The sequence below is a fragment of the Coraliomargarita parva genome, assembly GCF_027257905.1.
GTDB lineage: Bacteria > Verrucomicrobiota > Verrucomicrobiia > Opitutales > Coraliomargaritaceae > Coraliomargarita_A > Coraliomargarita_A parva.
Genome location: NZ_JAPZEI010000006.1, coordinates 115628 through 129200, shown reverse-complemented (window position 1 = coordinate 129200; position 13573 = coordinate 115628). Strand labels below are relative to the sequence as shown.

Here is a 13573-nt window from a genome sequence, read left to right as displayed (position 1 = left end):
CCCCACCCCAGCTTGCCCTATTGCTTCAAAAGCTTTTCCGCACGCAGCAGGGCCTCGTCAAAATGACCACAGAAGTTGGCCATGCCGATCTTCTTGATCATGCCCGATTTCTTCAGCAGCCCCAAGGGTTGCCGGTGAATACCACTGATAATCACGGTCGAACCATGCTTCTGCAGACGCTCCACCACACTGGCCAAGGCATGCTCGGCCGTCATGTCCATCGCAGTCACCAGATGCATGCGCAGGATTAAAACCTTGGGAAATTCCGCATTCGCCTCCAGCACATCTTCCATCTTTTCCGCGGCGCCAAACAAGAAGGGCCCGAATATCCGGTACACCAGGACACCCTCCGGTATCCGTTTTCCCTGGGCAATTTGTTCGGGCGACTCGAGCACGTCGTTCTCCGTCACTTGACTCACCTCGGTCGTCTCTGAAATCCGGCGGATAAACAAGAGTGCGGCCAGGACCATGCCGACCTCCACCGCGACCACCAGGTCGAAGATCACCGTTAGCAGCATGGTGGTCAAAAGAACCAGAGCGTCACTGGCGGGCATTTGCCCGAGCCGCTTCAACTCATGCCATTCACCCATCCGTATGGCAACCATGACCAGAACCGCCGCCATCGTCGGCATCGGGATGTAACTGGCAAAGGACGCGAAAATCAGAACGATGCAGAGCAATACCACTGCATGCACCACGCCTGACAATGGACTGCTGCCGCCGTTCCCCACATTGGCTGATGTCCGGGCAATCGCTCCGGTCGCAGGCAAGCCACCGAAGAACGGGCAGGTCAAGTTCGCGACCCCCTGTGCGATCAACTCGGTGTTGCTGTCATGACGGTCGCCCGAAAGCCCATCGGCCACCACAGCCGAAAGCAGTGATTCGATCGCACACAGGATCGCAATCGCCGTAGCCGGCGCAATCAGATCACGGATTAGCTCCAGTGAAAATTCAGGGATGACAAAGGCCGGCAAATGATTCGGAATCGCGGCAGCGCCGAAGCGCGAGCCGATCGTGGCCACCTCCATCCCGCCGAAGCGTTGCAGGACGAAGGCAAGGACCGTGGCCAGCAACATCGCCACAATCGACCCCGGAAGCTTTCGCCAACCGAATCGCGGCCAGAGGAAGATGATCGCACAGCTGCCGATTCCAAATGCGATGGTAAGCGGGTCGACCGTCGAAATGTGTTCGAAGATCCAAAGGCATTTCTCAAGAAACTCACGGGGCGCTCCGGTTTCTGCCTTCAATCCGGTAAAGTCCGCCACCTGGGTCGACATGATCGCAATGGCGATCCCTGTCGTGAAGCCCGAAGTCACCGGCCAGGGTATAAATTTGATCAAGGTACCCAGCCGGGCGAAGCCCATGACAATCAGGATCAATCCCGCCATCATAGTCGCCAAAACCAAACCGGCATAACCGTGCGCCTCGATAATCAGCAAGACAATCGGAATGAAGGCCGCGGTCGGCCCGCCGATCTGCACACGACTCCCTCCCAGCAATGAAATCAGAAAGCCGGCGATAATGGCCGTAAAGATACCGAGTGCCGGCGCGGGATATGGGGTCTCCACTCCCTGCGGCACACTCGCAATCCCCAGCGCAAGCGCCAGTGGCAAGGCGATCAGACCAACCGTTACCCCCGCAGTGACGTCATTCATCAACGCCGACTTCGGACGGCGTTGAGTCAGGAGTTCCAGGGAGCGCGGCTTGAATGCATGCAGTTTCATTGGCAAAAACGAAAAAAGCGCCCACAAATAGGGGGCGCTACGGCAACTAGCTATGAGGACGCCCACCGGCACAATCAACCCTATTCTCAAGTGCAAGCCCCTGAAATTAAATGAATTACTCCAAAGCATAAGTCCAATTCGTCTAAAAATCACCCACGTCAATTGACTTGCATAAATACTAGTTACTATCATTTAAGAAAGTATGTCGCAGCAAACTTCCCCCAATATTCTGCTCATCACCAGTGATCAACAGCACTGGATGACTATGGGCTACAACAACCCGGAAATAAAGACCCCGAATCTCGACCGTCTCGCCGCCCGTGGCATGATCTTCGACCGTGCCTATTGCCCGAATCCGACTTGCACACCGACCCGGGCCAGCATCCTGACCGGCATGTATCCAAGCCAACACGGTGCCTATACGCTCGGCACCAAACTGGACGAGCATGTCCCCACGATGAACGATGACTGGCGCGAGGCCGGCTACAAGAGCGCCCTCATCGGCAAAGCCCACTTCCAACCACTCAAGTCGACCGACGAATGCCCTTCCCTCGAAGCCTACCCCATCCTGCAGGATCTCGAATTCTGGCGCAACTACAACGGTCCCTTCTACGGCTTTGACCACTTTGAGCTCGCCCGCAACCACACAGACGAAGCCCACGTCGGGCAGCACTACGCGATCTGGATGGAGGAAAAGGGCTTCAAGGACTGGCGCAAATGCTACCAAAAGCCGACCGGCACAGCCGACGGACAATACGGGGCATGGAACATTCCGGAAGAATACCACTACAATACCTGGATCAGCGAACGCACCAATGCGATCCTCGAAGACTACGCCAAGAGCGAAACCCCCTTCTTTGTATGGTCGAGCTACTTCGACCCACACCCGCCCTACATCGTGCCCCAACGCTGGCTCGACATGTATGATCCGGACACCCTGACCTTGCCTGAAGGCCGCGAAGGCGAACACGACCAGAACACGATTTTCCACCAGATCACCCAAATGGAAAATCCGGATCTGGCCGACTACGGCCTCGCAGGCGGCAAATGGATGCACGGCGTCAGTAGCCACCTCCGGCCGGAAGCCGACAAGCGCAAGGACATGGCGATCTACTACGGCATGGTCTCCTGCATGGACCACTATATTGGCAAGACGCTCGACAAGCTCGACGAGCTCGGGCTGACCGACAACACCCTAATCGTCTTTACCACCGACCATGGCCACTACTTCGGCCAGCACGGACTCATCGCCAAAGGCCCCTTCCACTACGAAGACGGGGTCAAGGTCCCGATGATCGCATCCTGGCCCGGCCATGTACCGGAAGGCGTGCGCACCAATGCACTCCAAAGTCTGGTCGACCTGCCGGTTAGTTTCCTCGCCGCCATCGGAGTCGACAAGCCACAAAAGATGACCGGTCTGGACCAGACTCCCGTCTGGACAGGAAAGAAAGACAAGCTGCGCGACTGGTGCATCGTGGAAAACAACCACGAACCCGGCTACTGCGAACATAAGACCTACATCGAGGCCGACTATAAAATCACCGTTTTCCGTAACCTTGAGGAAGGTGAGCTCTATGACTTGAAGAACGACCCCGGTGAGTTCGAAAACCACTTTGAGGATCCCAACTACGCAGGCATCAAATCAAAGTTGCTCCAACGCTTCCTGCAGGCGGAAATGGCGAAAGAAGTTCTTCCCATGCCACGAATCGCCCCCGCCTGATGCCAGCCGACTCTACGAAAAACGCACTCCCCGCCCTCGACCGGGGGCTCCACATCCTCGATCAGTTGATCCGTGAGGGCGGCCCGTTACGCTACAATGAGCTGCGCTCGAAACTGCCCGGCATCCAGGACTCCACCCTCGCGCGCATTCTGAAAGCACTCGAAACCTACGGCTATATTCACCGCGCCCCCGACCAAGGCTACAGCATCACGCAAGAAGTGAGGAATTGGGGCAATTATTTGGGCCAAAGCAGTCCGGACCTCACGACACTCGCCCAACAAGAAGTGGATCGCCTGGTTGAACAGGCACAGGAGTCCGCCGCCGTCGTGCTCTCACAAGATCAACGTCTCACAACCATCGCGTCCCGCACGCAAAACAACGGCATACAAATCCTATCCGTCGGTGGATTGCTGCATTTCGAAGCCGACCACGCAGCTGCCATCTCGGTCCTGGCCGAGCTGCCGACCGCCGAACGGAAAGCCAGTCTCCAGAGCGCAACCAGCCGCTTTCCGGAAAAGTATTCCTTCACCTCGATTCTCAACGCCATGAAACAGGCAGACGGATGCCTGATCGACCAGTCGCTCGAACGCCCCGGCGTCTGTCGCATCGCACGTGCCTTTAAGCATGGACCAAAGGTCGGAGCCGTCTTTTACTGCCTGACTCAGGAAGCCTGCCGGGCAAAGCAAGCCGAACTGGGACGACTTCTAGATCAAACCGTGCAGCGTCTGCAGGAATGTCATATCTCGTAAAACGAAGCATGACCCCAAATTCGGCAGTTAATCCGGCCCTGTTTTAAAACCGTCAATTCACGTCAACATGTCACGCAGTAGTCAACGAAGGCGGATTAACGGTTCGACTCGGCTCTTTAGCATCCAAGCTCTCCGTGCCGGAAACAACCGGTCACGTGGTCGTTGACCATCCCGGTGGCCTGCATGAAGGCGTAGCAGATCGTGCTGCCAACAAAGCGGAAACCTTCCTTCTTAAGGGCTTTGCTCATCGCATCCGACTCCGGCGTGCTGGCAGGCACTTCGGAGAGCGAGCGCCAGGCATTCTGTTTTGTTTGCCCGCCCACGAACTGCCAAATCCAGGGAGCAAACGCGCCTTCGCGTTCGACAAGCTTGAGGTAGGCCTGCGCATTCGTGATAGACGCGGCCACTTTTAATCGGTTACGCACAATCCCCGGATCCGCCAGCAACTCGGCCACCTTGGCCTCGTCATAAGCCGCGATTTTCTCCGGATCAAAGCCGTCGTAAACCTTACGGTAATGCGCCCGCTTGTTCAGAATGGTAATCCAGCTCAGGCCAGCTTGGGCCCCCTCAAGGATCAGAAACTCAAAGAGCATCCGGTCATCCCACAACGGGACACCCCACTCCTTGTCGTGATACTCACGATACAAGTCGGAACCCAGACACCATTCGCAACGTTCACACATGATTTATAAAGAAAGCTTAGAAACAGTGAGCAGAAGATGGAAGCTTGCGGGCCCGCGCAAGATTCAATGCCCCCCGGGGGGGCGTCTTTCAGGCAAGCCGCCCCTTTCACTACGTCGTCTCCTTACAAGGCCCCAAGAAAAAAGCTCCCAGATGCCTCCGGGAGCTTTTTGAAAGTTTGTTTCTGGAATACCCGACTTAGGCTTTCCGGCGGCGCATCACACCCAAGATCAGAGCCAACCCGCCAAAGAGCAGGGCGAACTGAGCAGGCTCCGGAATCGTCGAAATCACGACATTGTCCAAATAGACAACTTGGTTGCCAGTGTTGAAATTCCGAAAACCAAAGCGGGACACCGCATCGGTGTTATCATTGACGCCGGTTCCGGCATAGGTCACAGTCAATGTCGAAAGGTCCTGAAAGTAGACATCAAACTCTCCACTGGCGATATTTTGAGCGTCACCCGCCGGAGCCGAATAGCTGAAGGCAGAAGCCGTATCGTTCACCACCACATAGACCCTATAAGCGGTATCGAGAGAATAGGTCTTAGTCCCCGCCGCGACCTCGCCTGAAAAAAAGGTGATGGCTCCATCATTCAGTTTCAACCACCACCCGGCAGTATCTATATTGTTCAGATCAGTGGTTGCAGTGTAGCCGAGATTAAGGTCCGCCGAATTTCCATCATCGGGTTCATAGTAGTCGAAGGACATGATCGTACCAATCCCGTCGATCGCGGGGAGATCCTTGAACAAGAAATCCCCGCCGGAATTAACAGTACCATCATCGTTATAGAAAACGGACTGGTTGGAGGCTCCAAAAGGCAGACTGCTCGACGTTACGGATATATCCGTCGTGTTGATGCTCCACTTGGACAGGTTTCCACTTTCAAAATCGTCTGAGAAGAGATCCTCAGCCTGAGCCATTCCGGCGAGGCATCCAAGAGCAAGAAAACCGGCGAATAAATACTTATACTGATTCATGTGAACTGTGTTTGAATAGGTCAGGATTAATTGAGGACAGTACTAACCCCAGCATGCGCAACCCGACAAGGGACCCTTGACGCAACAGATTGCACAACTGGAGATCTGGCTAGCCGTATTCATTTGTACCTTAGGGCACTCCACCGCTAGTCCCGAATGGCACTACTTTAAGGACAAATTGAAGGGTTCCTATTGCAACATAGCGTCGCTCGTAGTGGCTGCTTTAGCTGCCATATTCAGCATCCTAAGCCACCTCGGCTCGATGGCGACTGAAGTCGCCACTACGATAAGAAGCTTATAGTAGTGCCATTCCCGCTAGTCCCCGACAATCAACTGGAGTACACCTTGCCTAAGCCAGACCAAAGCATCAATTCGATACGCTGACAGAGTCGAGCGTAGGAATCGTATTGTCTGCTAAAACTGATAGCCGCGAGTTACCATTCACACAGGGCAGCACATAGGTGCCTGATACCGCACCGCGGTGTACTCAGCCAAGGTAGGAGCAGCAGTAATCGGCGCCACCTTCTTTGACCTTAAGCGCAAACTTGGAATTGCCCGGCACGTTGAAAGACTGGCCGGCGCCGTAGGTCACCCATTCATCGGAACCCGCCAGCTTCACATCCATCTCGCCGCCCAGCATCTCCATCAACTCGGGAGCTTCGGTACCGAACTCATAGTCACCGGCCTGCATGAAGCCTAGGGTCTTCTTCGTGCCGTCGGCAAATACCACGGTACGGCTGGTAACCTGGCCGCCGAAGTACACATTGGCCTTTTTGATGATGGTGACGTTTTCGAAGGATTCAGACATGCCTGACAGCTCTGCCAGAGCGGCGGAAACAGGCAATGACAATTTTTAGGATTTATCCGGCTTGGAAACATGACTGAATCCGGCCAGACAGATCGAAGCATCAACTCCCGCCCAGCAGGGGCTGCACATGCGCCTGGATCTGAGACAGCAAGGTAGACTGGGAATCCGTCAGCGTGGCAGCGCTCTTCAACTTGCCGAGATAGCGGGTCGCCGCAGACGTATCGCCCGACTGCAGAGCCTCGCTCGCCTTTGCGGCCAGCCCCTCGAGGGCCTTGTCGAAGCTGAAGCCTTCCTCCAGGACATAAGAGGAGATTGCACCCTTGGCATCATTCCAGGCGGACAGCTGGTCCGGGCTGAGATCGAGCCCCTGGATCTTGTCATAGTAATCGAAGACCTTCCCGTACTGTCCCTCTTTCAGTTGCGTCATCAGGCCCTTGGCAGACTGGGTGGCGATCTCATTCCCCTTGAAGACGGAATAGAGTGAATTCCCGATGCCGAGCAGCGAGCTACCGCCATTCTCGGCCACCACCGAGCCGGCCTTTTCCTTAAGCCCCCCGAAGTCCAAAGCCGAAGCAGCGGCACAGAGGCCGAGCCCGGCCATGATAGAGAGGAGACATTTCGCGAGCGAACGGTATTGCATGCGGGTAGATGTGGCCGCATCTGCCGACATTGCAAGCAGCCAAGGCGATCAGAGGATCATTTTAAGATCCAATCGTCGTGCAATGGCATGTTGCAGATAGGCGAGTCAGGCATGCACGGGATGTAACCTGCCCCCGGACGCCCAACGCAGGGCAATCTCGCGGTCGGAGATTTCGAAGTAACGGACCGCTGCCGAAGTGAAGGGTTTTGTTAACGTGGCCATCCACTCCTCCCATTTCTTGTCGCCGACCATGGCAATTCGGGAAAAGTCCCCATGATGCTTCAGATCGAACTTGGTGTCCGCCCAGAGCCCGCCGGACGTCCAACCGTGAAAATCCCTCATCTCCACAAAGAGCGCGATCTTGTTGTATTCCTCGATCTTTGCCTGGAGCAAAGGTGCCAGGATCTCGAAATCGAGCTCCTCCAGTTTGTCGAGCACCTCGATGGCAACAAAGTCACCCTCTGTTTCCGGAAGTATCTTGTGCATAGGCTACAATATACGGATTCCGCCGAGAGCGCAAATCGAGGATAGCGCTCTGATACCACTTCTCCTAATTCTTGGGCAGATGGTGCAGCTGATATATAATTAGTGCGCCTCGAAACAACCGTCCGAACGCTTCACGATGATCCGTTTCAACTCCAGCCCCATTAGGATCGCAGCCACTTCGGCAAAGGGCAGGCCGCATTCCGAAGCGATCGCGTCCGCGGAGAGAATGGCGCCGCCGTCCAAACAGACAAGCACGGCGCGCTCCGCATCGGACAGATCGACCCGGCCACCTGTCCCGGAGGACTGCCCGAAATCCAACTCTTGCTCCTGCGGACGACTGTAGCGCAGCTCTTCCAGGACATCGTCCACCGAAGTCACGAGTATCGCCCCATCACGAATCAATTGGTGACAACCCGCACTGCAAGTTTGGTCGATCCGACCGGGAACCGCCATCAGGGTCCGGCCCTGTTCTCCGGCAAAACGGGCGGTAATCATGCTCCCTCCTGCCAAGTCGCTCTCGACCACGATGACCGCTTCGCACATTCCCGCGACCACACGGTTCCGCATGGGAAAGGTCTGACGGTCCGCACGACGGCCAAAAGGAAATTCGCTGACCAGGGCTCCCGCCTCCCCGATGCGCTTGTAGAGCTCGATATTCTCCGGGGGATAGACGATGTCCAGGCCACAGCCCATCACCGCAACGGTTTTGCCGCCGGCATCGAGCGCGCCTTCATGCGCGGCGGTATCGGTTCCACGCGCCATGCCGCTCACAATGCAGAATCCGAGACGCGCCAATTCCGCCGCAAACTTCCTGGCCACCGAATGCCCATACAAAGTGGCCCTCCGGGTACCGACGATCGCCACGCAGGGACGATCCACCAAGTAGGCCCCTTTCCAGTACAAACCGATCGGAGGATCATAAGTCTCGCACAGCATCTCCGGATAGCCGGAGCACTCCCGCGTGATGAAGCGAATACCCGAAGCGGCCATCCGCGCCTCCTCTCGCGCCAGGTCAAAATGCGACTGCCAGTTGCGGATCACCTCCACCACTTTGTCGCCGATCCCGTCCACCGCTTTCAGCGCGGACGGCCTCGCCGTCAAAATCGAAACCGGATTCCCGTCAAAGGTATCCAGCAACCGGCACAGCATGACCGGCCCCACCCGGGGAATACCGTTCAATACGAGCAAGGCTTGCCTGGAGGTCAAGTCGACCGACATGCCGGCATACTCCAGCCTAACAAATAAAAGACAATCCTATTTACAGCATCGGCGGCTCGACTGCCTGAGTACTTCGGGCAGACAGTCCAGGACCTGGGTCGTATGCACCGCGACTTGCCCCCGCAAGCGCGCCAGTCGCTCGGCAGCCAAGCCATGCATCAATACGCCACGGGAAACCGCATCGAGCACACTCTTGTTGGTCTGCGCCAGATTACCTCCGATCAAGCCGCCCAACAGATCCCCGCTCCCTCCGCGCGAGAGCACCGGCCCTCCGTGTGTATTGAAAAGCACCGACTCGCCGTCGCTGATCCGTGTAATCGGCCCCTTCAGTACCGTGATCAACTTGTAGCTCCGGCAGAACTGCTTCAGCGTGGCCGTCGAGTAATCCGGATCCGCCAACTTCGCGGTCCGCATGTATTCCCCCATGTGCGGAGTCAAGACGACCGGGCCCATGCTCGACTTGCGTTTCACCACTTGCTCAACCACACGGGTACGTAGCGCATCCGCATCGAGAATGACGGGCACATCGACCAGCTTCACGATCTCCTGGGCGACCATCTCCGTGCTCCGGTCCTTGCCCATGCCGGGGCCCACCAGAATAGCCGTCGCCCGGTCGACTCGATCCAAGAGCAAGGGGAGCGCTCTCGGGTTCAAGGTCCCGTTGGCCGTCTCCGGCCAGGGCACCCACATCGCTTCCGGCACCTGGGCGGAGAGGCTGGCCGCGATCGATGCAGGCGCAAAAGCCGTCACCAGCCCCACTCCCGAACGCACCGCAGCCTGCACCGACATCAACAAAGCCCCCGGCATATAGGCCGAGCCGCCCACCACAAAAAGATGCCCGAAACTGCGCTTGTCCACGGAGGCGGAACGTAAACGACGAAGCGGGGCCAGCAGCGCCTCATTCAGGATAAACTCATCCGTCCCGGAAGCACAGTCGCAAGGCTCCAGCTGCCCGCACTTGCACTCAAAGAAGCCGATATCCACAAGACGCACACGACCGCAATCTGCCATGCCGCTAAAGATCACATGCTTCGCCACCCCGGTGGCATAACAAAAATCCGCCAGAAAAAAACAGTCGTCCGACGCATCACCTTTACCGCTCGGTAAGTCGACCGCCGCACGCAAGTCGATCGCGTCATAGGCATTCACCGCACGAATCAGCTTGGCAGCATTCTCGCGCAAGGGTGCCTTAAAGGACATGCCCAACAAGCCGTCGAGGCAGAGATCGAAACCGCGACCGTCGGACATCTGCTCCAGCAGGCCTTTGATTGCATCCTCAGACTCGGCCCCATCCAACACGTGCAACTGCACACGCCCCTCCACCTGCTTGTAAGCCCTCAGCGCGAGCGGCTTCATCGCCTCAGGTGCAGCCAACATGACAACAGACACTCTTGCCCGGGGATAGTCCGCCAGGATCTGCCCACAGGCGAGCAAGGCGTCCCCGCCATTATGTCCCTTCCCCACCAGAGCCAGAACCCGCAATTGCTGCCGGGGCGAGCACAACTCCTCAAAATCCAGCAAAACAGCCTCGGCAATTCCCTTACCGGCTCCTTGCATCGCCCCCCATTGGGCCGACTCGTCGGGTAAGAGTTTTGCTTCCAAGTCGCTCGCAGCCGAGCAATTCAATACGGGATAGGCACAAGTCGATACAGTCATGATTTTTAGAGCAGAAATAGGATAGGGTTTGACCGCATGCTGTAATAAAAATCCGCGCCTGACACGGATTTTTTACAGAGGACCCAAAATCGAAACGCGCCTGTCTCTTATAGCCCTTGCGTTGACCCATATTTCATATATGTTACTATATTTCATATATGAAATTCTACTCTGCCCAAGAACTCGCCCGGATTGACACCAGTGCGCCCGCCCTGAGCCGCGGTATCGCGATCCTGGGCACATTGGCCCAAGACGGGCCGCAAAACTTGGAACAACTCAGTAGTGAAATGTCGCTGCCGAAAGCTTCCGTATTTCGCCTCTTGGACACCCTCGCCAAGATCGGGATCGTCCGCAAAACATCGGACAAACGCTACGAGTCGCTCTACCAGCTCCTGCCCCTGGACGATCCGATGGCCCAGTTCCGTCAGGCACTGGAACCGAAAATGGAAGCCCTATGCCAGACGACCGATTCGACCATCGAATGGTACGAGCCTTCGGAAGCGGGCATGCATCTCATTCTCCAGCGAAACCCCGATAGGGAACTCTGCGTAAAGGCGGAGCCCGGCTTTTTGCGTGACTGGGACTCCGAGTTCGAAGCGGTTGCACGACTCGGTGCGGCCTTCGCGCCCGATGCCCCCAAGGTCGAGTCTACACAAGCCTACACCAGCAACGGAGTTCTGGAGAATCTCAACGCGTCCGACATCGAATCCTTTCTGAAAGATGCCCGCGACACTGAGACGGCCCACGATCTTGCCTTTAACACCAATGGCGTCCGCCGCGCAGCCGTTGCCGCCTTCGATGCCAAACATCAATTCCTCGGCGTGCTCGCACTCGCAGAGGTCTACCATTTCAACACGCGGAACCTTAGCCGCGATTATCTCAAGCAACTCAAAGCAACCCTGAAATAAGATCCAACATGCGAATACTCTACATTGATATCGACAGCCAGCGCCCCGACCACCTCGGCTGCTATGGCTATCACCGCAACACAAGCCCGACGATCGACCAGATTGCCGGCGAAGGCATCATTTTCGACCGCTGCTACACGCCGGACGCTCCTTGCCTGCCTTCCCGCACCGCCTTCTACTCCGGCCGCTTCGGAATCCATACCGGCGTCGTCGGTCATGGCGGGACCGCCGCCCAGCCCAAGATACAGGGCCCCAACCGTAAATTTCGCGACAACTTCGATGATTTCGGCCTCGCCCGACAATTGCAGATCAACGGCTACCATACCGCCATGATCAGTCCCTTCGGCCAACGTCATGCGGCATGGCACTTCTATGCCGGCTTCAATGAAATTCACAATACCGGCCAAGGCGGCATGGAGTCGGCCGAAGTGGTTCAACCCGTCGTCGACAAATGGATGGCCGACAACGCGTCCAAGGACAACTGGTATCTCCACATCAACTACTGGGATCCGCACACGCCTTACCGCACACCGGCCGACTACGAAAACCCCTTCAAGGACGATCCGCTGCCAGACTGGTTGACCGATGAAGTCATTGAGAAGAATAACAAGCGAGTCGGGCCCCACGGCGCCCATGAAATCGACATGTATACAGGCAACGGGGATCATCGGTTTCCGAAACACCCGGGCAAGGCAACCACACCTTCGCAAGTGCGGGATGTGATCGACGGCTACGACATGGGCGTGCGTTATGTGGACGACCAGATCGCGAAAATCGTCGCCGACCTGAAAGCCGCCGGCGTCTATGACGACACCATGATCGTCATTTCCGCCGACCACGGCGAAAACCTCGGCGAATGGGGTCTCTACGGAGAACACGGCACCGCCGACGACCCAACCTGCCGCGTGCCGCTCATCATCAAGTATCCCGGTGGAGCAAAAGGTATCCACAACTCCAAGTTCCACTACAACCTCGACCTCGCCCCCACGCTCATGGACCTGATCGGCGGAGAAAAAAGGGCTATCTGGGACGGCGAATCCTACGATGAGGCGATTACCGAAGGGAAAGACATCGGCCGGGATGAGGTGACCATCAGCCAATGCTGTCACGTCTGCCAACGCTCAGTTCGCTGGGACAACTGGCTCTACACCCGCACCTACCACGACGGCTTCCACCTCTTCCCACAAGAGATGCTCTTCGATCTCGAAAGTGATCCACATGAGCAACACAACCTGGCGACCGTCCACCCCGCACTCTGCCGCGAAGGCCAATGGCGACTCTCCCGCTGGCATGATGCACAGATGCAGAAGATGGCGCTCACTGGCAACGACGTCGTCGACCCACTCTGGACCGTCATCCGCGAAGGCGGCCCCTTCCACGCCTCACTGACCGCCGGCCAACCGGGAATCGAAGGCTTCAATCGCTACATGCAATACCTCGAAGACACCGACCGCAAGGAAGGTGCCGACGCACTCCGCGAAAAGTATGCGGTGCAGCTCGAGCACTTTGCGAAATAGAGCATTCTGCATGAAAGTAGAGCGGTTCGATAGGGATATCGAACCCTACCAATATGCCCATTTTATACAGAATGCTCTAATGTAAAATTCATCTGGATACCAGAGAGGCCGAACCAAGCGTTCGGCCTCTTTTTGTAGAATCCTTCAAGCCATCTGCGAGTTGTTGCGCCCAAATGCCTCATACCGCTTCCCACCAGGTTCAAGCTGGTAGCCCGAATGGCAAGAGTGGCTGACACCTCTGGCTTGCTCGACGCCGCGCACACTCTCAAGCTCGTGACATTCGGGACGGTGCGAATGGCACTACCTTAAGGTGACAGGGAGGGCGGCTGTCCCCAGCCGCCGCGATTCGGCGAGCCGGCCCCAAGTTAACAAAAATCGCTACGGCGGCGCGTTAATCTTGTCGAGGATCCGCAGCACTAAGCCCGTTGCACGGCGGCTGGGGACAGCCGCCCTCCCGAACTCGATTCCCCTCTAGACATCAAGACAGG

General features: G+C 56.8%; 12 protein-coding genes. 4 read left to right on the top strand and 8 right to left on the bottom strand.

What is annotated here, in order from left to right; genetic code table 11:
• Nucleotides 1–17: 17 nt before the first annotated feature.
• Nucleotides 18–1724, bottom strand: a complete 1707-nt coding sequence (locus O2597_RS10440; protein ID WP_269524594.1) for a SulP family inorganic anion transporter — start codon at nucleotides 1722–1724, stop codon at nucleotides 18–20.
• A gap of 202 nt (nucleotides 1725–1926) precedes the next feature.
• On the opposite strand from O2597_RS10440, the gene O2597_RS10435 reads away from it, so the two are divergent.
• Both O2597_RS10435 and O2597_RS10430 read left to right on the top strand, forming a co-directional pair.
• Nucleotides 1927–3444, top strand: a complete 1518-nt coding sequence (locus O2597_RS10435) for a sulfatase family protein (RefSeq protein WP_269524592.1) — start codon at nucleotides 1927–1929, stop codon at nucleotides 3442–3444.
• On the top strand, nucleotides 3444–4193 hold the full coding sequence (locus O2597_RS10430) for a winged helix-turn-helix transcriptional regulator (RefSeq protein ID WP_269524590.1): 750 nt from the start codon (nucleotides 3444–3446) through the stop codon (nucleotides 4191–4193). The genes O2597_RS10435 and O2597_RS10430 overlap by 1 nt, the downstream gene beginning before the upstream one ends.
• Before the next feature lie 116 nt (nucleotides 4194–4309).
• On the opposite strand, the gene O2597_RS10425 is transcribed toward O2597_RS10430, so the two are convergent.
• From O2597_RS10425 to O2597_RS10395, 7 genes are all read right to left on the bottom strand, one after another.
• Nucleotides 4310–4876 (bottom strand): DNA-3-methyladenine glycosylase I, encoded by a 567-nt coding sequence (locus O2597_RS10425; protein ID WP_269524589.1) that lies wholly within the window; start codon nucleotides 4874–4876, stop codon nucleotides 4310–4312.
• 196 nt (nucleotides 4877–5072) lie between these two features.
• Entirely contained in the window at nucleotides 5073–5852 is a 780-nt protein-coding gene (locus tag O2597_RS10420) for a PEP-CTERM sorting domain-containing protein (RefSeq protein ID WP_269524588.1), read from the bottom strand.
• A gap of 487 nt (nucleotides 5853–6339) precedes the next feature.
• On the bottom strand, nucleotides 6340–6660 hold the full coding sequence (gene ppnP, locus O2597_RS10415) for a pyrimidine/purine nucleoside phosphorylase (RefSeq protein WP_269524587.1): 321 nt from the start codon (nucleotides 6658–6660) through the stop codon (nucleotides 6340–6342).
• Nucleotides 6661–6760: 100 nt separating this feature from the next.
• Entirely contained in the window at nucleotides 6761–7300 is a 540-nt protein-coding gene (locus O2597_RS10410; RefSeq protein WP_269524586.1) for a hypothetical protein, read from the bottom strand.
• A 105-nt stretch (nucleotides 7301–7405) separates the two neighbouring features.
• Nucleotides 7406–7786: a SpoIIAA family protein gene (locus O2597_RS10405; RefSeq protein ID WP_269524584.1), complete on the bottom strand. Its 381-nt coding sequence runs from the start codon at nucleotides 7784–7786 to the stop codon at nucleotides 7406–7408.
• Between the two features lie 99 nt (nucleotides 7787–7885).
• Nucleotides 7886–9004, bottom strand: a complete 1119-nt coding sequence (gene dprA, locus O2597_RS10400; protein WP_269524582.1) for a DNA-processing protein DprA — start codon at nucleotides 9002–9004, stop codon at nucleotides 7886–7888.
• 36 nt (nucleotides 9005–9040) lie between these two features.
• Nucleotides 9041–10660, bottom strand: a complete 1620-nt coding sequence (locus O2597_RS10395) for an NAD(P)H-hydrate dehydratase (protein WP_269524579.1) — start codon at nucleotides 10658–10660, stop codon at nucleotides 9041–9043.
• Nucleotides 10661–10818: 158 nt separating this feature from the next.
• Between O2597_RS10395 and O2597_RS10390 the strand changes: the two genes are divergently transcribed.
• Together O2597_RS10390 and O2597_RS10385 are read left to right on the top strand one after the other, a co-directional pair.
• The gene (locus O2597_RS10390) at nucleotides 10819–11568 is read left to right on the top strand and encodes a helix-turn-helix domain-containing protein (RefSeq protein WP_269524577.1); all 750 of its coding nucleotides are present in this window, start codon (nucleotides 10819–10821) and stop codon (nucleotides 11566–11568) included.
• A gap of 8 nt (nucleotides 11569–11576) precedes the next feature.
• Nucleotides 11577–13085, top strand: coding sequence for a sulfatase family protein (locus O2597_RS10385; RefSeq protein ID WP_269524575.1), 1509 nt, complete (start codon nucleotides 11577–11579; stop codon nucleotides 13083–13085).
• The last annotated feature ends 488 nt before the right edge of the window (nucleotides 13086–13573 follow it).